Below are 21,714 nucleotides of genomic sequence, written 5' to 3' on the forward strand. Positions count from 1 at the left end.
TAGCGGTCATCGACAAATTTGTTAAAAAGCGTGTTTATAAAAAAGCTATACTAACAGATCCCTGTGGAAAGTTAAGAACTATATGCTATCCGTCTTTTTATCGCTATGTTGAAAAGGTCAATTCTGCGCTTTGTTTCTATAAGTAGTTTTCCAGGAAAAAACAATCCAAAACAATTCACCTTGGACAAATCTAACCTGTGCATTTCCGACCGGTTGCTTTTCAAACTGTTTGATAGTTGGGCTCCATTCCTCTTCTGCTGTCGCGTCAATGAGAATACTCATTTTAATTCAATACGCTCGAAGTTTGAGAAAAGTTTTAAGGCACTAGCCTCAGATATAGGAAAAAATATTAAAAGAGTTGCTCTAACATGAAAGGAGGTTTTATAAAATCACGACTTCTTCAATAATGACGTGACCTACATATTCATTTACTCTTCCTAGAATTTGCCTTCGCATAAGCGCCAATTCATTCTTAATAACAGCAGACTCTACCCGTACGAACAGTTTTTTATCACGAACATATAGCTGCTGTGTACGATTAGCAATAGCCTTACCAATTAATTGAGGCCAAACAGATGCGATCGAAGTTTCATCAAATTTCCTTCGTAGCTTATAAGCCTCCAAAAGACGCTCAACCCCCTCTTTAATCGTCATATCGTCGCTTGACCGAATGAATTCTAGGCTTTTTTTAGTTTGCTTCTTATACATTGACTTGTCCTCCTTCAATATCAAATATACGAACAGGGCGGCTGATTTCGTCAAAGATTCGCTGAATTCTCATGGAATCTGTATCCGTCAGGAAAATCTGTCCAAAATCATCTTCTGAAACCATCTGCATCAATTTATGTGTACGGCGATCATCAAGTTTATCAAAGATGTCATCCAAAAGAAGTAAGGGCTTAAAACCCTTTTTCTGCTGGAGATAAGAATATTGTGCAAGCTTCAAAGCAATTAGAAAAGATTTTTGTTGGCCCTGAGAACCAAACTTCTTTAAGGGCATTCCACCGTGAATGGTAAAGATCAGATCATCTTTATGTATTCCTTGCGTTGTGCGTTCCAGCATACGGTCACGTTCCAAATTCTTCTCCAAAATATTTAGAAACGAATCTGTCATTAAAGGCGATTCATATTGTAATTGAACAGACTCTGCATCCTCGGTGAGGAACTGATAGTGTCGGTCAAACTCCGGCTGAAACTCCTCCATAAAAGACCTTCTTTTTTGAAAAATAATATTTCCAACTTCTTCAAGTTGAAAATTGAGAATTTCGATTAGGCCAAGATCCAATACACTGGTTTGACGTGCTTGTTTAAGGAGACTGTTACGTTGGGCTAAAAACTTATTATAAATAATCAGGGTATCTAAATATTTATTATCTGTTTGGGAAATTACATTATCCACAAACTTTCTACGCTCTTCACTTCCATCTGTTACAATGATGCTATCGTTTGGGGATACCATGACCAAAGGAAATAAGCCGATATGATCAGCCAATCGGGGATAATCCTTTTTATTTTTTTTAAATTGCTTTTTCTGATTTTTTTTAAGGCTACAAGAAATGAAATCACTATTGGATTCTTTATCAAACTCACCCTGTACCATAAACCAGTCATTGCCTGATTTGATATGCTGCGAATCAATTGGATTGAAATAACTTTTACAGAGTGATAAATAGTGAATCGCATCCAAAAGATTGGTTTTACCAACACCATTATTCCCTGTAAACGCATTTACCTCGGGGAGAAATTTCAAAGATGATTCCGAGTAATTCTTGAAATTTAGAACAGAAAGTTGCTTCAGCCACATAGCACAAAGATACGCTATTTGGATTGCTAAAAATTATTTTATTTCCTCAAAATCCACAAACTCACCAGCGGTTTCAGTTCCTTTACGTTCAGGGCTTTCTTTCGGTGGAATGTAATCGACATGTACTTTACCTTCGGGCTGAGACCTTTTACTTTCCTGTTGCCCTTGACCATTAAATTCATAATAAAAGGTACCGCCTGATCCTTGGCTACCGTATGCTCCACCCTGCTGTTGCGCTTTTTTCATCAACTTTTCAGCTGCTTTACGCATTGCAAATGGTAAAAATAATCTAAATAAGAATCTTACTACAAAGTAAACAGCGAATGTAATAAGTATAAATTTTAAAAATGCCATAGTTAATTCGTTGCTATTTTCTCAAATTTAACCAATAACTCGATAAACTGTTGTCTTTAAAATGTCAGATAAGAATTTATTAACAAATTTTAAGACTTTCCTAATAGCGCTTTTGTTTCCATAATAATTCGATAGAGCTCTTCCTGGCGCTGTGTACCCAACACATAAGTAAGACCATCTTTATCCGTTAAAAAAACTGCATTTTTGCCTCCAGCGAAAAATTTAATCTTTCCTTTAGTGTGCAGATTATAAACAGGATTATTGAAAAAGAATGTGCTATAAGGCGCCTTTTCTATTTTTGTGATAGAGGCAAGATCGATTTTGACGACTCGAGTAGACCATAGTCCACTAATAAGTATATGGTCTTGAAATACTTCCGTACGGAATAATACCATATACATCATGACAATAGACGTGATGATAATACCTACTCCTACAATAAAGAACAATTGGCTCGATATCAAATGGTCTAAATTCAAATAAAATGCCGTAAAACAAAAAAGTACGAGCACTAAACGCACGCTGATCCAAACACGGTCACGACCTAAATATTGATTTTCCGAATAGAGTACACCTTCTTTCATTTACTTAAGATTTAGCTATTAATTTGGAGACTTCGCACCATTGTCTCTTACTATTTTGAACTCCTCATTAGTATCATTTTTGCTTCAATAGATTTTGTATCATTCAGGATCCTTCCATCATTTTTAGCAGCAACAATTTTTCTTGTTAATCAGTTCTGCAAACTAAAGTAAGGACTTTTTTTGTATTGGCGGTAATTTTATAACGATTGTCCATGCGATAATTGGCTACCCAAAGGATATCTCTATTTCCATTCACCACGATCGGAATATTTTCCTTTTCAAATAAGCTGATCTTCTTGTTGATAAAAAAATCACTCAACTTCTTGCGCCCTTCCATACCTAAAGGATAAAAGCTATCACCAACTTTCCACGAACGAATCGTAAGCGGAAAAACCAATACATCATAATCCAGCTTTGCAACCTCACTCGCTTTGACAATAGCTAAATCCGCAGAAACATTGGCATGAAAACAATAGTGCTTCCACTCCACAGTTGAAGTTTCGGAGGTGATTAAAGCCTCATCGGGTGAAATAAATTCCTTTTCACGAATAAAAAGTTCATTTCTATCCAGGAGCATATGGTAGGCATCGGATTGAAAAATACGTCCAGACTCTCTAGACCAAGCTTGTTGAAGATCACTTAGTACCGGCTTTGAAAAATTAAAAGCCGAAAACAACTCATAGAGCAAAGGCAGATTATCCATATAGGGTTCCAGATCTTCTTTCCGAACTCCCCAACCTTCATCTATAGGGTAAAACAGTTTTCTCCGAATGGGCTCCACAAATTGCTGCAACAGCTGGTAAGATTCCTTAAAATGATTGATATTCTGCTCGAAGATCATTTCAAAATCTGGCTGAAGTTTTTTAAAATGTGGGATGATATCAATCCTTATTTTATTACGTGCATATTTTGTTGAAAAGTTGGATTGATCGTCTCGATAAGCAATCCCATACATATTCACAAAATGTTCAATTTCGCTTGCCTTCAGAAAAAGTAGTGGCCGAATGATACGCTCTCTGATAGGGAAAATACCCTGGAGTCCTTGGAGGCCGGTTCCACGTGAAAGGTTTAGGAGTACCGTTTCGATATGATCGTTCAGATGCTGAGCTACTGCAATTCGGTCGAACTGCAGCTCATGTCGCAATTTCTCAAACCAAGCATAACGAAGTTCCCGTGCCGCCATTTGAATCGAAATCTGATGGTCCTTTGCGTAAGCTTTTGTATCAAAGTGCTTCACGTATATTGGAACATTATTTTCCGTTGCAAATTTCCGAACTAAAGCTTCATCCTCATCAGATTCTGTTCCTCTTAATTGAAAATTGCAATGTGCAATCGCAATAGTATACCCTGCTTTTGCAAATAAATGTGCCATTAACATCGAGTCCTTTCCCCCACTCACCGTAAGCAATATTTTATCATGAGGCATCAACAAATGCTCCTTTTCAATATAGCCCATTAGTCTTTCCAGCACATTCATAGAACAAAGTTACGGTATATTTTGTCCGAATGATAAATTCAACTCTTAAAATTTGTGAAATCCAGTGAAGTAGCAATTAAAATCCATATTTTTGCCCTTGTGAAACAATACATTTATACACTTATTGTATTTATTTTAACTGGCTTGTCGGTCCAAGCACAGAAACAGGATGAACTAAAGCTTCTTTCGTCATCCCATATTATTACTGGGAAAGACGGCAATATTTTGTTTTACCGTCCAGTCTATGAACATGTGGGTTCAACGCTATCATCAGATAGTGGCTATTTACATAAAGACAACATTGGCCGACAATTTTTTGAAGCCTTTGGAAACGTAATCATTACTCAACCCGACGGTACACAGATATTTTCCAATAAATTACATTATGAAGCAGCAATGCAGCTCGCTACGCTTACAGGCGCTGTTCGAATGGTCAGCACTAGTGGATCGGTATTAACGACCGATCATCTTGTCTACAATATGCGAAGTAAAATCGGCAATTATTACAGCGGCGGGCGTATTCTATCAGGAAGCGATACAATTACAAGCCAGCGAGCTACTTATTTCGAAAATACAGGGGAATCTTATTTCAATCAAAAAGTTGTGGTTCGATCGACCAATGTAAAAGTCTACACAGACTCCATGAAATATAATGGTAATACACGCATTACTGATTTCTATGGTCCCACGAATATCAAGGGAAATAAAGGGGAAAACCTATATACTGAAAAAGGCCGATACCATATGGCAACGGGCCAGGCTTATTTCTCTAAAAACAACCTCTACACAGAAGGGACAAAGTTTCTTAAAGGAGACAGCCTATTCTACGATAGACAAGTGGGAATCGGTAAAGCCGTAAAAAATGTGGTCTTTGTTGATACCTTAGACAAATTTTACGCCTATGGTGGATTTGGTTTGTACAACGGGAGGAACGAATCCATTACAATGACAAACAAACCCCTGATCATTTCGGTGGTCAAAAAAGATTCAACACAAAAAGATTCTGTATCTTCTTTGTCTCCCGCCCAACAAAAATCGGAGAAAGAGCGAAAAAATGAAGCCAAGGAATTGAAGAAGATTGAAAAAGAACAAAACAAAGATGAACTCAAATCAAATAAAGCCACATCGCAAGTTGTTCTAGAAGAAAAGGAACATCCAGGTAAGAATATCAAAAGCGATAATAGTAAAACCCTTAAGGCTGATTCACAAGTCGATTCTGTTTTTATGACAGCCGACACCCTCTTCTCACAGATGATATTTCGCCGAGATTATATTGCAAAAGATTTTAAATTGAATCGTGAAGGTGGGGCTATTGAAGATGACAATGAAGTCGATTATGGTGACCAGGATTCCAGCTCAACAACAGTTGATTCTACTGGTACATTAGATAACACAAGAGTTAACCTTCACAAGGGAATAGACAGTTTGTCTAAAAAAGACAGTGACAAACCGGTTCTTGAAAAGAGCATTAAAAAAGTACAAGATACACTTATAAATAAAAAACCGATTGCACCAAAGAAAACACCAGTTATTGTCGGCGATCAAAACAAGATAGAAATTGAAAAAAACCTCAAGGCTGATAGTGTTTTGCGTAAAAAAGCGATCATCCCCAAAGGCGGTGAATCCGATAAATTGATGGGAGCAGCTTTAAAAAATGCCCAAGAGAATAGAAGAGATTCTCTCGCACAGGATACTGCTAAAACACGGATTATAAAAGCCTACTATAATGCACGATTATTTAAATCAGACTTGCAGGCTGTAGCAGATTCTATGTATTATGGTATGCAAGATTCGATGTTCAGGCTGATGGGAAAACCAATGATGTGGGCCGAAAACTCACAAATCTCCGGAGATACCATATTTTTACAGGTAAAGAATCAGAAATTGGACAATTCCTTACTCGTCGGTAATGCTTTCATGGTGAACGCAACAAGCGACTCATTAAAGTTCAATCAGATTAAGGGTCGTAAGATTACCAGCTTTTTCACCAATAACCGTATGGAACGTTTGTTTGTTGATGGCAATGCAGAAAATATCTTTTACAATATTGATGAAAAGACCAATGTAACCACTGAGCTTGTACATGATCGAAGCAGTCGTTTCAAGATCTTGATGGAAGATAATAAGTTGAAGGAATATGTATCTATTCGAAAAGTGGATGGCAAAGTCTATCCCATTGCTGAAGTCACGGCCGACAAAGAATTTCTTCCGAATTTCACCTGGCGTCCCGAAGATCGACCTAAATCAAAAGATGATTTATTAAATCGAAAAAGGGATCTTTCAAAAGCGTCATTTACGGTTCCGACTGCACCAGAAGGTGAAGAATCCGGGACAATGAAGTCTATTAAAAAAGGCGATAAAACAACGACCCCTCAAAAAGGTGCCGCTAAGAAAGCTGGTGCTAGCGAAACGCTCGAGGAAGAAAAAGAGGTGGGTGCTGCAAACAATAAAACAAACGCTGTAACCAAAACAGCTAAGCCATCTGAAACAACGGATAAAGTTAGCGCTACAAAAACAAATGTAAAGACCGCAACCGACAAAGCAGCTGCGAAGTCTGACTCAACAACCAATAAATCGGCGATAATACCTGCTCAAGATAGTATTCAAACAAAAGTAAAAGCTAAATAACCGTCAATACTGAGTCGCACAAAAAAGCAGCGCAAAACAAATTGTTTTGCGCTGCTTTTTTAATTTAAGGCTATCTCCTGATCGTATCAGACGCACTCATTCCTTAGCTCAGAGAAATGAAAATTTCTATTTATAACTCAAATGAGGTAGTTATTAACCTATTTCGTTTTTAAATATGTAGCAAGTTTACCAACAGCAATCGCTCGATGGCTAATGCTATTTTTTTCTGCCGCTGTCATTTCGGCAAACGTCCTATCATAGCCATTCGGAATAAAAATGGGATCATAACCAAAGCCATCAATACCTCTACGTTCTTCAATAATTTTCCCCTCGATACTTCCTTCAAAAAAGTGCTGCTGCTCATTCAAATATAATGAAATAACTGTTTTGAATCTCGCTGTACGATTGGTGTTATCGCCTAATTTTTGTAGTACAAGATCAATATTCTTTTCCATATCCCTTGATCCCGAATAACGTGCTGAATAAACTCCCGGTTCGCCATTTAATGCATCAATTTCCAAACCTGAGTCATCTCCAAAACAGTAAAGGCCATATTTATTAACCAAATAATCTGTTTTCTGCTTGGCATTTTCCTCAAAGGTCTCTCCTGTCTCTGGAATATCATCGCTACAGTCAATATCATTTAAACTCTTAATGATAAAAGCACTTCCCACGATCGCTTGGACTTCCTCCAATTTATGGGCATTATTGGTTGCAAATACAAGTTCTAGCATCTTCTTCAAATTTAGCTTTTTGTTTGTTCTTTCTCTTTGTTGACAGTGCTCCTCACGTTGTAGTATGTTACTATCTTTCCATGAATTCACGCCCCCAAAAATAAGCATTAAACCCCAATTTTTATTCAGAACAAGTATCTGATAAAATCAGGAAACAATAAAGGTCTTAAATTCGTTCCAGAACAGCTTCTTTTTATTCACATCGACAAACATCTCTTCAAAACTGAACGTATTAAAAACCGTTGCAATACGGCCTTTCATGTAGGAATTATGTTCAATAAATGGAAGTTTCAAAGACGCGGGTTCCACACCCAACAATATAATCTTAGTCGGTTGAAAAAACTGCATAATGCGCTTAAAATCATTCGGATTATGGGGATTTGCCAAATTGAGTACCGCAACGGTCTCTTTAGTCAATTTCAAGGCACCAATTGTTTTTTCAAAAGCGTCCAATGCTGCGGGAGAAAAGTAGGGATATTGCTCGTAGCGCAATATAAATAGTATGCCCTGATCCTTATTTCCTTGATAAATAAATTCACCTCCCAATACCTCCAGATTGTCAACAGTATCGCCAACCCTGCCGGACTCAATAGCCATAGCGGCCTGCTCCGCACCTACCCCCACTGCCACATACGAGGTATCCTTCGTTGTCGATGATGAGGGGTCAGCATATTGCACATGAGTACTGTTCTCCTCCTGTAAAGGATGTACAGACAGATCGGCTTTAAAATCAAAACCATTTCCAAAGATTGTTTCATCCATTAAGGTCTGAAGTGCAACGGGATTATCTGTTGTAAGATTGCTCATCGGGAAAAGAAATATTAGACCGTAAAGATAAAGAAGAAAAAGGGAAAAGAAAAAGGAGCGAAGAATCGCTCCTTTCTATATGTCAAAAAGATTAATGACCTAAGATATAGGAGAAAATTAATGGCGCAACGATCGTCGCGTCAGATTCCACGATAAATTTAGGTGTATCAATATCTAATTTGCCCCAAGTGATTTTCTCGTTTGGAACAGCACCAGAATAAGAACCATACGAAGTTGTTGAATCTGAAATCTGACAGAAATAAGCCCAAAAAGGCACTTCTTCCCATTCAAGATCCTGATACATCATCGGAACTACACAGATTGGGAAGTCACCAGAAATACCGCCTGCGATTTGGAAAAATCCAACACCTTTACCTGCGGAGTTGTTACGGTACCACTCTGTCAAGTAAATCATGTATTCGATACCCGATTTTACTGTACTTGCTTTCAATTTACCTTTTATCACATTGGAAGCGAAGATATTACCTGTCGTTGAATCTTCCCATCCCGGACATACGATCGGTAAATTTTTCTCAGCTGCTGCAACAATCCAAGAATCTTTTGGGTCGATCTCATAATATTGTTCCAACACACCTGAGTTAACAACTTGATAAAGAAACTCATGTGGTAAGTAACGCTCACCTTTAGCTTCAGCAGCATGCCAAACATCCTCGAGATGTTTTTGCAGACGACGAAAAGCTTCCTCTTCTGGAATACAAGTATCTGTAACGCGATTATAGTGATTATCCAATAGCTCTCTTTCTTGCTCAGCTGTCAAATCTCTATAATTCGGAATTCTTTTGTAGTGTGAGTGTGCGACAAGGTTCATCACGTCCTCTTCCAAATTGGCACCAGTACAAGAAATAAAGTGTACTTTATCTTGACGGATCATTTCTGCTAAAGAAACACCCAATTCGGCAGTAGACATTGCACCTCCCAAAGAGATCAACATTTTTCCACCATCCAACAGATGCTCCTCGTAACCTTTTGCAGCGTCTACTAATGCAGCTGCGTTAAAGTGACGGTAATTATGCTCAATAAATTGAGAAATAGGTCCTTTTTGAGTACTCATGATATTTTCTAACTTTTATAAAATAATAAGTACCGCAAAGGTACTGAATATAATCTATTTTCGTCCCAATAGAGATTTAAAACACGTATAGACCACATTTTTTTAACAAATGTAAAAGGAATCGTATTCCTAGGCTGCACTTATAAATGTTCCATCGGCTGAAAAATCATTTTGATAGACGCCTATCTCCTCATAATTATTGCGAAGATAATTCCAGTTCAATTCAATAGACGACTGCTTGTCGATTCGATAACTCATGCCCAAACGACCATTTAATTCCTGCGTGCTATTCGTCTCTTTATTCAGCTGTCCGATCACATAATGAACATTTTCACGATACGCAAGTTCACGCCTACGGTCAACATCAAAATAATTCGAAGAGCGTGCAACGGAAAAACTGGAGTTTAAGGTCCATTTCTTCATTCCATACTGCAGCCCCACGCCATTATTACATTTCCAAAGCCTTCCTTTTGATGCTCCTAAAAAAACATTTCCTGTTAGACCTTTCAGGACATCCTTTTTGATACGAATATCAATTACTCCACCGGCCCCTTCCGCACTCCATTTTGCTGGTGGAATGGTCATGAGATCAATGCTCTCTAAAGAGCTTGCCGGGATAGATTTTAAATAGGCGATCAAAGAGGTTCCGTTGAGATAGGTCTGCTTGCCGTTGACGGTAATCAACACGCCCGTTTTTCCCTGTAAAGAAAAATTGCCTAATTCGTCTACCTGTATACTCGGAATGGCATTTAAAACAGCCAACGTATTTCCATTCAATAAAACGGGATTGCTGTCCGTTCGAATACGGACCCGATCCAAAAGTTGCTGTTCGAGAGGCCCTGATCCCTCAACAAGCACTGTATCTATCCTCCTTGAATCGGATCCAGTATTTCGCAGCATCGTGCTGTCGATTAATTGCTGTTTAGTTTTGGGGACTATTTGCGCCGATAACAGACATGGCAATGCCATGGATAACCCTATAAGTATCCTAAACTTCATGATATCTACGAAAATTAACGCTTAGTCTTCAAAGCTTTGGTCTATAGCCTGTGCTAGTTTATGGATAAATTCAGGTTTTACGTTTTTATCAATGGCATTGATGTTCTCCAGCTCAAGGAGAAGCGCCGGTATTTTAGCACCGCGTAAAATTGCAAGCTTTGTATTTATCGCTGGAGTACCCGCAGCCAGTCCATTCTGTTGCAACATTTGGCCCAAACTAAACGCAAATTTGCGGTTAAGTTCTTCTAGCATCGTATGACTAACCCCCGACTGATATAATATTCGTATAGGAAGAGATTGTTTGCCCTTTACATTGTCGAAATGGATTGATAACAATAAATCCCCTTCAACGTTCGATCGGTCTCTGAGTAATTTATATTCATCAGCCGCTCTTGACAATACGACTTTGTGCCCCTTGCGCTCCAGCTCCTGTTTCAAAAGCAAACAGGTTTCCCAGGTCAATGATTTTTCTTCCAATCCGAAAGATGAAATACCACCCGTGTCTTTTCCTCCATGTCCGGGGTCAAGGATGATCGTTTTAGACCGATTACTTCCTTCTTTTAAAGAAGCAGAAAACCAAGAACTCTTCGGCGGATTAATAAAAGAGTAAAATAACAGTGAAAGACCTAGTAATGGAATGGTCAATACGTACTGCCATCTTGCCTTTTTGGAGGAAGGTTTTGACATCATAACCTGTACCCGCTCCACCAACTCATGTCTATTCTTAAATAAACTACTCTGCAACCCAGTGGGACATGGCTGCTGTGTTTGAGTCAGTAGAAAACGGGCATAGCCGCTGTTACCATATCGATTGGCCAATACCTCGTCAACCTGATATTCATGCAGCAAATACAGCTGTCTACGCAACCAATAAACAAATGGATTTAGCCAATAAAGGCAACGAAAAATTTCTATCAACCATTTATCCCGGCAATGGTTAAAAACAATATGCTGACGCTCATGCTCAAAAATCAATTTTCCTTCTGACGTATCGAGCTGATCCTCTTCCATAACAATGACATGCTGCACAGAACAATTCGCATAATGTCCAAAAGGAGCAACCATTGTAAATCCGTCAAATTTATACTGACTTAACTGTCCAATTCGACGGTATAAGCGGATATAGCGAAACGCAAAGCGGCACAACAATACAAAAGATACAAGCAGATAACCATAAGCAATGCCATATCCGATCGAAAAGGAGTGCCAGAAAGAATCGGCCATTTCTACTTCTGACACGAGACCACTCGCAGTTCCGATGGAATGAGTTAGTGTATTGGATTGTCCAAAAGCGAGAGCCGGACTTGCCGACGGAAGAAATAATTCGCCCAAACGTACAGTTCCAAATGGCAGAAGCAGACTCAACAAACATAAACCTAGGATAAAATAACGGTTCCATTGAAAAAATGAAAGCTGTCTGAATACCAGAAAATAAAGAACTGCCCCGATTACCAGACTGCAGTTAACTTCAAATAAATAATAAAGTAAGCTATTCATGATCTTCTTGTTTTTTGATGAGTTGTTCTATTTTCTGAATATCCTCCGCCGAAAGCTTCTTTTCTTTTACCATAAAAGAGAGTAAATTCTCTACCGAATCATCAAAATAATGATCGAGCACTCTCGAGAATGATAATTTCCGGTATTGCATCTTTGAAATCAAAGGATAATATTGGTAAGTTTTTCCGAAGGCCTTATAACCTACATACCCTTTCTTTTCCAATATTCTTACAATCGAGGAGATTGTATTATAAGGAATTGAACTGCTTGGATCCAGATACTCAATAATATCTTTGACAAAGACCTCGTTGAGTTTCCAGATCACCTGCATGACTTCCTCTTCTTTTTTTGTTAATTCTTCCATAATTTGATGCGTTGTTTATACTAATATAAAGCTATAACTTATTTTTCAGTTTTACAACTTAAAAATAAGTTATAAAACTGAAAAACAAGTTCACAGAAGGAATTCAATCAAAAAAAGGCAATTAAAACCTACTTTTTCAACAACTTAGAGAAAAACAAATAGGCCGCTATCAAAAAGATAATGATAATAATCAGGACAATAATCTCTTGTGTCCCTATTCCCCAGTTCATACTATTCATATTTTTTCAATTTAAATGATCCATTTCTCGCATTGATCTAAAAATGTCTGTTCCATATCTGCTCCGATTCCAATTTGGTCTGAGATATGTATTTTGTATCCATCATATTGAATCCCACCTATAACAGGGTCCTTCAGATGGCCAACCATACAGGTGTCCAGATCAAAAAACTTGACATTCGGTGCAGCATAAGCGAAATGTACTTTAGCTGCTAAAGCCAAGCGAGATTCCAACATCCCTCCGATCATACAAGTAATACCGTATTCCGCGGCAATATGATTAATTTTTAAGGCTTCCTGTATGCCTCCTGATTTCGAAAATTTAATATTGATATAATCGCAAGCATCCGCTTTGCAGAGACGCTCTGCGTCATGTTGAGAATAAACGGATTCATCCGCCATCACGGGAACAATTGTTTCTGCACGCAATTGCGGTAAATATTCGTCGTCCCATGTACGCATCGGTTGCTCGCAAAATTGTATCTTATAAGGTTCCAACCCCTGTAATGCTTCTAATGCCTCCTCATAAGACCAGCCTTGGTTTGCATCAACACGAATAGGCATTTCGAATCCAACAGCCTTACGTATTTCACGTATACGCGCAATATCTGTTTTTGGATCCTTTCCCAACTTAACTTTCAACATGACCGCACCTTCGCTCTGTAAACGTTTTGCTTTCAACGCCATCTCTTCTGGAGACGCAATTCCCAAGGTGATATCTGTCGTAATCTCTCGCTTCGCTCCCTTTAGAAATTGATAAAGTGGCAGACCAGCATGTTTGGCCGCCAGATCATGCAAGGCCATATCAAAAGCTGATTTGATCGTCTTGTTACCGGCGATATATAGGTCCAATTCTGCCAAACGCTCTTCTATAGCCAAAGGATCGCGCCCCTTCCAAATCTTTGCAAAATCCCTTGCCAGAACTAAACAAGTATCTTGTGTTTCTCCTACGATCATCGGAAAGGCAGAACATTCGCCCACACCATATATATTAGCATCTGTATATATACGTATAAAAGTATTTTGCGCATAATCCATCGTCCCTGTTGCGATAACAAAAGGTTCCATAGGAATGCTTAGTCGATAAATTTCAATTTCAGTTATTTTCATCTCACTCTTTAGTTAAGCCATGTCTATACAGCATAAAGGATATGCAATACTTTGCCTAATTTATATATATTCTTGCAATCTTGGGATGATTTTTCCATATCCCACAAAAAATATTGCCAAATGTTGCATTATTCAGCGATGCATCAAACTGAATTGATTGCGGCGAATATCAAATACAATATCGGCAATAAAACATATCAAAAGAAATGATAAAATCAAACTAAATACATTTTCATTATAATATTTATAATATTTCCGTTTTTTATTCCTATATTAGCAATGTATAATATTTGAAAAGGAAAGATGATTCAACAAAGACCGAAAACGGAGGGCCTCTACGACCCTAATTTTGAGCATGACGCCTGTGGGGTAGGCTTTGTCGCCCATATCAAAGGGAATAAATCACACGCACAAGTAAAAGATGCATTAACCATGTTGGAGAATATGGAGCACCGTGGTGCTTGTGGCTGTGACCCAGAAAGCGGTGATGGAGCGGGTATCATGATCCAGCTTCCCCATGAATTTTTATGGGAAGAATGTATCAACTTGGGTATACAATTGGAAGAGCCAGGTTATTATGGCACAGGTATGGTCTTTCTTCCAAAAGAAGAAGACATGAACAAAATATGTCGGGATTTGATTGAGGAAGCGGCAGCAGAAAGGGGTATGAAATTCCTTGGCTACCGTCCAGTACCAGTCAATCGTGAAGGTATTGGACCAACAGCGCTCAGTGCAGAACCTGAAATAGTCCAATTTTTTGTTAGCAGACCGGACGGCGTTTCAAACACTGAAGAATTTGAACGCAAACTTTTTGTACTACGTCGCCTGATCATTCAAAAAGTTAAACAACAACAAGAATACCCTCTCCCCCTTTACTTTGCATCGCTTTCTTGCAAAACAATTATTTACAAAGGTCAATTAACAACATACCAGGTCGGAACTTATTATCTTGATTTACGCGATCCTCGTGTGGTATCTGCTTTTGGCTTAGTTCACTCGCGCTTTTCCACCAATACTTTTCCTTCATGGTCCCTCGCTCAGCCATTCCGTATGCTGGCACACAATGGCGAGATCAATACATTGACAGGTAACCTGAATTGGTTTTACGCAGGTATGCGCGCTTTATCATCGCCGTATTTTACGGAAGAAGAGATGGAAATCTTACTTCCTATTGTTGACCGTGGTCAATCAGATTCTGCCTGCCTTGACAATGTAGCCGAGCTGCTTTTACATAGCGGACGTAGTCTCACCCATGTGATGTTGATGTTGGTCCCTGAGGCTTGGGATGGCAATACGCAAATGGATCCTTTAAAACGTGCTTTCTACGAATATCACGCAACCTTGATGGAGCCTTGGGATGGTCCTGCAGCACTCTGCTTCACCGATGGCAAGCATATTGGTGCTACATTAGACCGCAACGGCTTACGCCCGCTACGTTATGCCGTAACCTCAGACGACCGCGTCGTTGTTGCTTCTGAAGCAGGGGCACTTCCGATCGAGGAGTCTACCATCATCAAAAAAGGCCGTCAACAAGCAGGCAAGATTTTCCTTGTCGACATGGAACAAGGCCGTATCCTCACCGATAACGAAGTAAAAGATCAATTGATCAACCAACAGCCTTATAGTGATTGGTTGGACAACTATAAAATTAAGCTAGAAGAACTGGAAGAACCTCGTGTAACCTACACCTATCTTTCCAAAGATTCTGTTTTCAAATATCAAAAGACGTTTGGTTTCTCCCGCGAGGATCTAGAAACCATCCTGACCCCAATGGCATTGACAGGATACGAACCAACAGGCTCCATGGGGTCCGATGTTCCGCTAGCCATTCTTTCCGATCAACCACAACATATTTCAAGTTATTTTAAGCAATTTTTTGCCCAAGTAACCAACCCACCGATCGATCCGATTCGCGAACGCTTGGTCATGAGTTTAGCAACATTTATCGGTAACGCAGGCAATATCCTAATCGAAGACAAGAAATTCTGTCACTGTGTAACCTTACCGCATCCGATCCTGACCTCCAAAGAACTGGAGAAATTGCGTTCGATCGATACAGGATTGTTCCAAGCAAAAACCATCCAGTCTTACTTCCGCTCAGATGGTAAACCTGGATCATTGGAAGCCGGTCTGGAACGCTTGTGCCGCTATGCGGATGATGCTGTACGTGATGGTTTTGAAGTACTCATTCTTTCGGATCGTGCGATTGACTCCAAACATGCAGCTATACCTTCATTACTTGCTGTTTCGGCAGTCCATCACCACTTGATCAAAACAGGTAATCGTGGTGCTGTAGGCCTAGTGGTCGAAGCCGGTGATGCTTGGGAAGTACACCATTTTGCCTGCCTATTGGCATTCGGTGCCACAGCGATCAATCCTTATATGGCCTTGGCAAGTATCCGTACCATGAAGGAACAAAACACCTTGGATACCGAACTGACTTGGCCTGAACTATCCAAAAATTACGTCAAAGCCGTTAACAATGGTTTGTTGAAAATTTTCTCCAAAATGGGGATCTCCACATTGCAATCCTACCACGGTGCACAGATCTTTGAGGTACTTGGTATTGACAAGTCTGTTGTCGATAAATTCTTTTGCGGAGCTGTCTCACGTATCGGCGGTATGACCTTGGATGATCTGGCTAAAGAAGCTCTTTCAAAACATTGGCGCGGATTTGAAAAAAGCCGTACTCCACAAAATCTATTGCCAGAAGGCGGTATTTATCAATGGAAGCGTCGTGGTGAAGGCCACCTTTGGAATCCAGACACGATTCACCTATTGCAACAAGCCTGTCGCACTGGAGATTATGCGACCTATAAAAAATACGCGCAGAAAATCAATGAGCAAAAAGAACACATGTTTACCCTTCGCGGATTGTTGGACTTTGCAAAACATCGCAATTCTATTCCATTGGAGCAAGTAGAACCTGCTAGTGAAATTCTAAAACGTTTCGCAACCGGTGCGATGTCTTTTGGATCAATTTCCCACGAAGCGCATAGCACCCTTGCCATCGCCATGAACCGCATCGGCGCAAAATCGAACACCGGTGAAGGCGGCGAAGATGAATTGCGTTATCAACCGCTTCCAAATGGAGATTCTATGCGCTCGGCAATAAAACAGGTTGCCTCGGCTCGTTTTGGTGTTACTTCCAACTATCTGACACAAGCAGACGAACTACAAATCAAAATGGCGCAAGGTGCCAAACCGGGAGAAGGAGGTCAATTACCCGGCCCCAAAGTGGATGCCTGGATTGCAAAAACCAGACACTCTACACCGGGTGTCGGTCTAATTTCACCACCACCCCATCACGATATTTACTCCATCGAAGATTTAGCGCAGCTGATCTTTGACCTAAAGAATGCTAACCGTCAAGCAAGAATCAACGTAAAGTTGGTCTCTAAAGCGGGTGTTGGTACCATTGCTGCCGGAGTGGCGAAGGCCCATGCCGACGTGATTCTTATCGCAGGTTTTGATGGTGGTACAGGTGCATCCCCGATCAGTTCAATCAAACACGCTGGATTGCCTTGGGAATTAGGGCTTGCAGAAGCGCATCAGACACTTGTTAAAAACAAATTGCGCAGTCGCGTTGTGTTGCAGGCGGACGGTCAGGTAAAAACAGGTCGTGACATCATCATCGCCACACTATTGGGCGCTGAGGAATGGGGCGTATCTACAGCAGCATTGGTTGCCGGTGGCTGTATCATGATGCGTAAATGCCACTTGAATACATGCCCTGTGGGTGTTGCAACGCAAGATCCAGAACTGCGTAAATTATTCTCTGGAAAACCAGAAGATATTGTCAACTTATTTACCTTCCTAGCAGAGGAAGTCCGTGAAACGATGGCTTATCTTGGCTTCCGCACCATCAACGAGATGGTCGGGCGGGCTCAGTTCTTAAAGAAACGGGAAAATATAGACCATTGGAAAGCTAAGAAAATTGATTTCACAGACATTCTACATGTGGAACGCAACGAGCCTGGACAATCGTTATACAATACCGAAGAGCAGGATCACGGTATGGCCATGATTTTGGATTGGGGCTTATTAAAACAATCCAAGTTGGCTTTAGAAAGCAAAACGCCTGTATTTGGCACATTTAAAGTAAAAAACACAGACCGTACCATCGGAACCATGCTGTCCAATGAAATTTCAAAACTTTATGGTTCAGAAGGTCTTCCAGACAATACCATCAATTTCAAATTTGAAGGTTCTGCCGGACAGAGTTTTGGTGCATTTTCAACGAAAGGTCTTTCATTTGAATTACAAGGTGAAGCCAATGACTATGTTGGAAAAGGACTATCAGGAGCTCAGTTAGCCATCTATCCAGTTGCAGAAAGTGCTCTAGTACCGGAAGATAATATCATTATTGGCAACGTTGCACTATTTGGAGCAACATCTGGGCATCTATTCGTCAACGGACAGGCCGGTGAACGCTTCGCCGTACGTAACTCTGGTGCAACAGCTGTAGTTGAAGGTGTTGGTGACCATGGCTGTGAGTACATGACAGGGGGGCGTGCGCTGATCTTGGGTGCTACAGGTCGTAACTTTGCTGCCGGAATGAGCGGTGGTATTGCGTGGATCTACGACATTAATGAAGATTTCCGCGAAAACTGTAATCAGGAAATGGTCGATCTGGATCCATTGGAAAGTGAAGACGAAACCGCAATTATCGCCTTACTGAAACGTCATATCTTGCTCACCAATAGCCGTAGAGCAGATTTCATACTACAAAATTGGTCAAGAGAAAAAAATAAATTCATTAAGGTATTCCCGAGAGAATACAAAAATGTCATTCGTCAAAAATTAGTTGAAGCATAATATAGGAAGCACAGATCATGGGAAAAATTACAGGTTTTAAAGAATTTGAGCGCGTGCTTCCAACAAAAGAAGCTGTTGAAGGTCGCGTACAGCACTATAAAGAATTCAATAAAGGGTATTCTGAGAACGAGCTCAATAAGCAGGCCGCGCGCTGCATGGACTGCGGTATTCCATTTTGTCATTCAGGCTGTCCACTGGGCAATGTCATCCCTGAATTTAACGATGCCGTATACGATGGAAAATGGGAAGAGGCCTATCAGATTTTGTCCTCCACCAATAACTTCCCTGAATTTACAGGTAGAATATGTCCGGCACCATGCGAATCAGCCTGTGTACTTGGTATACATAGTACTCCGATCACTATCGAGGAGATCGAAAAACATATTATCGAGATTGCTTTTAAAAAGGGTTATGTCAAAGCACATAAAAGTTATTTAAAAACAGGCAAACGCGTCGCCGTCGTGGGCTCCGGTCCAGCCGGACTAGCGGCTGCTGCTCAGCTCAATAAAGCAGGACACGATGTTGTTGTTTTCGAACGTGATGATCAGGTTGGAGGATTACTCCGCTACGGTATTCCGGATTTTAAATTAGAAAAATCGGTGATCGATCGCCGTGTCAATCTCCTGAAAGAATCGGGAATAGAATTCAAGGTTAATACAGAAGTTGGCAAAGATATCAGCTTTTATGAATTAAAAGCTTATGATGCAGTTATATTGGCAACAGGCTCTACCGTTCCATGGCACATGCAATTACCAGGGCATGAAGCTAAAGGCATACATTTTGCTATGGACTTTCTGACCCAGCAAAATAAAGAAGTAAGTGGAATTGCTATCGAACAAGACCGCATCCTGGCAACAGACAAGCATGTTGTTGTCATCGGTGATGGTGATACCGGATCAGACTGTATTGGTACATCCAATCGTCATCGTGCAAAAAGTATCACACAGATTGCCCGCAAACCTACACCTTCTAAACAACGTCTAAAGAACAATCCTTGGCCAATGGACAAGCTCACATTCGGAACCTCCTCTTCTCAGGAAGAAGGCTGTGAAAGACTTTGGGCTACAGAAACGCAAGAATTTGTTAAAGATGAAGATGGCCATATCAAAGCTATAAAAATCAAAGAGGTTCAATACGAAGTTGATGAATTTGGAAAAAGAACCCGCTTAGGAGAATCCGAGATCCGTGAAATACCAGCAGACCTCGTCTTATTGGCTATTGGTTATCAACACACTGAACATACGCTCCTAGAACAATTGGGTGTACGTGTCGATGAAAAAGGAAATATCCTTGCAAATGATAAAGACTACCAAACGACAATTGATAATATCTTCACTGCTGGAGATTGCCGTAAAGGCCAGTCGCTTGTTGTTTGGGCCATCTCTGAAGGACGCGAATGTGCTCGAAAAGTAGACGAATACTTAATGGGGTATTCAGAGCTTGAAAGCAAGGACTTCCTGGCAACAATAAATGCTTAAAAGAAGGAAGTTCTCAATAGAGAGATCATACCAGTGATATGCTAAGCTACGTTTAGACTTCGTAACAAGGATAAAAGCTTGGACAGCACAAAACATAAAAAGGTCCGTTGAGAATTCAACGGACCTTTTTATAATTAATAGTTAGCCACTATTTCAATGGATCCTTAAGTTTAACAAAATAAATACTGTTTTTGTCTACGGTCTTTATATAAGGTAATATTTTCGTCGCATAAAAACCTTTTCCCGTTACCCCAAAATCATCATCATTACATACCGCGATCAGAGATGGATTAATGACAGCCAGGCCCTCAGCTTTATCATGCGGATACAATTCCTTGATATCCGTCATTAAATCGGCGACCAATGTCTTATTGACTGGTTTAATATTATATTTTGCCAATGTAGCCGCGTCTTTGAGTTCCTCCACAGTTTTACCATCAAATAATTTCCCCGTTGCCGTATTATTCGCATCTGAGATATCTGTTGCGCCAGAAAGATCTATTTTATAAATCTTCTTAAATACAGTAGAACGAGTTGTTTCTGTCGCGTATTCCCCGTCACGTTCCAATACAATAAATGTTGAATTGCTCACGGCAGCGATTTCACTTACTGCCTGCAAATCGGTACGCTCCATCATATAGACATATTGTTTCGTGACGCCGCTCGCAATATCCAGCGTAACAATACGGATTGCCAATGAATTTTTAATCGCATCTTTAGATGGATTATAAAGTGGAAATTGCATAATTCCGACCAGTGTTTTACCATCTGGTGTGAGCGTCAATCCTTCCATTCCACGATTAGGACGACGTTTGGCAAATACCAAAGGCAACTTTTTACCCGTAGACCACGGATTGATCCGCTCTATTTCCTTTCCCGAAGCGTCAAAATGAACGATATGTGGTCCGTATTCGTCACTGACCCACCAAGAACCATCCGCCGCTCTCGCTAGTCCCTCTGAATCGATTCCATCCTCACTTTTCCCTAGATCATTACCATCAACCCCCAATGCTTTTTCCCCAGAACCACCTTTCCCTTCTGGATTTGGTAGACCATTCAATTTCACACCATCTTTATTTTTCAATTCGATAACAGATTCCAATGTTAGCGTATTGTCTTTTAATCTGAATTTACCGATCTGCGGTGTAAATGTTGGCTAAGCAAATACTTTACTATCATTTTCCGTCCCATCAATATTTGGTCCCCTATCCGTTAAAAGATAAAATATAGATTTATCAGTAGGATCTTGAGCCATCGATGATCCATAACCCCCATTATACACTTTTACCCCATTAACATCAATCAATACTTTGGGATCTGTTGCTATGGCCTTTTCGGGATAGGTCAGTTCAATCGGATCAGTAATCTGCGATACGTCATCTTTACTACATGAAGCACATAATAGGGCCAACGCCAATACACTGTATATTTTTTTCATCTGTCTAAATTTTTCAAATAATGCTTACTGTTATCCATATTTCGGACACGTTCAACTAGTTAAATTTCATTCTTATCGTCTTGCTTAGGCTATAACACAGCAGGTTTTGTCTACACAATCCATGCGCAGTGGGCAACCCAACGGTATTGCAAACATAAAAGCCAAATATTAGCCAATGATTAACATAAGTTTAAATAAACTGCATCAACCGTAAAAAACACGGTATAAAAATTAATTATCCTCGATTATGGAATTTTGAATTTCCCGGCATCACTACAAGAATAAATAGCTAATTGTGCAGCGAATTAACAG

General features: G+C 40.0%; 18 protein-coding genes. 3 read left to right on the forward strand and 15 right to left on the reverse strand.

The window, feature by feature from the left end:
- Nucleotides 1–117: 117 nt before the first annotated feature.
- The 6 genes from AACH28_RS12005 to tilS form a co-directional block, all read right to left on the reverse strand.
- The gene (locus tag AACH28_RS12005) at nucleotides 118–282 is read right to left on the reverse strand and encodes a hypothetical protein (protein WP_286710135.1); all 165 of its coding nucleotides are present in this window, start codon (nucleotides 280–282) and stop codon (nucleotides 118–120) included.
- A 99-nt stretch (nucleotides 283–381) separates the two neighbouring features.
- Nucleotides 382–708 carry a DUF721 domain-containing protein gene (locus AACH28_RS12010; protein WP_070560660.1) on the reverse strand — a complete coding sequence of 109 codons (327 nt, stop codon included), beginning with the start codon at nucleotides 706–708 and terminating at the stop codon, nucleotides 382–384.
- Nucleotides 701–1,804: a DNA replication/repair protein RecF gene (gene recF / locus AACH28_RS12015; protein ID WP_341833040.1), complete on the reverse strand. Its 1,104-nt coding sequence runs from the start codon at nucleotides 1,802–1,804 to the stop codon at nucleotides 701–703. The genes AACH28_RS12010 and recF overlap by 8 nt, the downstream gene beginning before the upstream one ends.
- 33 nt (nucleotides 1,805–1,837) lie before the next feature.
- Entirely contained in the window at nucleotides 1,838–2,158 is a 321-nt protein-coding gene (locus AACH28_RS12020; protein ID WP_088160261.1) for a DUF4834 family protein, read from the reverse strand.
- An 89-nt stretch (nucleotides 2,159–2,247) separates the two neighbouring features.
- The gene (locus AACH28_RS12025; protein ID WP_341833041.1) at nucleotides 2,248–2,742 is read right to left on the reverse strand and encodes a hypothetical protein; all 495 of its coding nucleotides are present in this window, start codon (nucleotides 2,740–2,742) and stop codon (nucleotides 2,248–2,250) included.
- A 145-nt stretch (nucleotides 2,743–2,887) separates the two neighbouring features.
- Nucleotides 2,888–4,219 (reverse strand): tRNA lysidine(34) synthetase TilS, encoded by a 1,332-nt coding sequence (gene tilS, locus AACH28_RS12030; protein WP_341833042.1) that lies wholly within the window; start codon nucleotides 4,217–4,219, stop codon nucleotides 2,888–2,890.
- A gap of 99 nt (nucleotides 4,220–4,318) precedes the next feature.
- On the opposite strand from tilS, the gene AACH28_RS12035 reads away from it, so the two are divergent.
- Complete coding sequence (locus tag AACH28_RS12035) at nucleotides 4,319–6,847, forward strand: OstA-like protein (protein ID WP_286710132.1); 2,529 nt, start codon at nucleotides 4,319–4,321, stop codon at nucleotides 6,845–6,847.
- 158 nt (nucleotides 6,848–7,005) lie between these two features.
- Here AACH28_RS12035 and AACH28_RS12040 read toward each other — a convergent pair whose 3' ends face one another.
- From AACH28_RS12040 to AACH28_RS12070, 7 genes are all read right to left on the reverse strand, one after another.
- Entirely contained in the window at nucleotides 7,006–7,581 is a 576-nt protein-coding gene (locus AACH28_RS12040) for a non-canonical purine NTP diphosphatase (protein WP_112374049.1), read from the reverse strand.
- A gap of 147 nt (nucleotides 7,582–7,728) precedes the next feature.
- Nucleotides 7,729–8,388, reverse strand: a complete 660-nt coding sequence (locus AACH28_RS12045; protein WP_286710131.1) for a hypothetical protein — start codon at nucleotides 8,386–8,388, stop codon at nucleotides 7,729–7,731.
- Nucleotides 8,389–8,479: 91 nt separating this feature from the next.
- On the reverse strand, nucleotides 8,480–9,460 hold the full coding sequence (locus AACH28_RS12050) for a deoxyhypusine synthase family protein (protein ID WP_046674101.1): 981 nt from the start codon (nucleotides 9,458–9,460) through the stop codon (nucleotides 8,480–8,482).
- 129 nt (nucleotides 9,461–9,589) lie between these two features.
- Nucleotides 9,590–10,429 (reverse strand): hypothetical protein, encoded by an 840-nt coding sequence (locus tag AACH28_RS12055; RefSeq protein ID WP_115047250.1) that lies wholly within the window; start codon nucleotides 10,427–10,429, stop codon nucleotides 9,590–9,592.
- A 51-nt stretch (nucleotides 10,430–10,480) separates the two neighbouring features.
- Nucleotides 10,481–11,956 carry an N-acetylmuramoyl-L-alanine amidase gene (locus AACH28_RS12060; RefSeq protein WP_286710130.1) on the reverse strand — a complete coding sequence of 492 codons (1,476 nt, stop codon included), beginning with the start codon at nucleotides 11,954–11,956 and terminating at the stop codon, nucleotides 10,481–10,483.
- Nucleotides 11,949–12,320, reverse strand: a complete 372-nt coding sequence (locus AACH28_RS12065) for a BlaI/MecI/CopY family transcriptional regulator (RefSeq protein WP_070560671.1) — start codon at nucleotides 12,318–12,320, stop codon at nucleotides 11,949–11,951. The genes AACH28_RS12060 and AACH28_RS12065 overlap by 8 nt, the downstream gene beginning before the upstream one ends.
- A 250-nt stretch (nucleotides 12,321–12,570) precedes the next feature.
- Nucleotides 12,571–13,668, reverse strand: a complete 1,098-nt coding sequence (locus AACH28_RS12070) for a mandelate racemase/muconate lactonizing enzyme family protein (protein ID WP_070560672.1) — start codon at nucleotides 13,666–13,668, stop codon at nucleotides 12,571–12,573.
- Nucleotides 13,669–13,971: 303 nt separating this feature from the next.
- Between AACH28_RS12070 and gltB the strand changes: the two genes are divergently transcribed.
- Together gltB and AACH28_RS12080 are read left to right on the forward strand one after the other, a co-directional pair.
- Entirely contained in the window at nucleotides 13,972–18,486 is a 4,515-nt protein-coding gene (gene gltB, locus AACH28_RS12075) for a glutamate synthase large subunit (RefSeq protein ID WP_046674106.1), read from the forward strand.
- A 17-nt stretch (nucleotides 18,487–18,503) separates the two neighbouring features.
- On the forward strand, nucleotides 18,504–19,964 hold the full coding sequence (locus AACH28_RS12080; RefSeq protein ID WP_070560674.1) for a glutamate synthase subunit beta: 1,461 nt from the start codon (nucleotides 18,504–18,506) through the stop codon (nucleotides 19,962–19,964).
- 148 nt (nucleotides 19,965–20,112) lie between these two features.
- Here the strand turns inward: AACH28_RS12080 and AACH28_RS12085 are convergent, their stop codons facing one another.
- Nucleotides 20,113–21,102: an esterase-like activity of phytase family protein gene (locus tag AACH28_RS12085; protein ID WP_286710162.1), complete on the reverse strand. Its 990-nt coding sequence runs from the start codon at nucleotides 21,100–21,102 to the stop codon at nucleotides 20,113–20,115.
- 18 nt (nucleotides 21,103–21,120) lie between these two features.
- Nucleotides 21,121–21,402, reverse strand: coding sequence for a hypothetical protein (locus AACH28_RS12090; RefSeq protein WP_286710129.1), 282 nt, complete (start codon nucleotides 21,400–21,402; stop codon nucleotides 21,121–21,123).
- Nucleotides 21,403–21,714: the final 312 nt, after the last annotated feature.

This window comes from Sphingobacterium thalpophilum (assembly GCF_038396785.1).
Classification (GTDB): domain Bacteria; phylum Bacteroidota; class Bacteroidia; order Sphingobacteriales; family Sphingobacteriaceae; genus Sphingobacterium; species Sphingobacterium thalpophilum_A.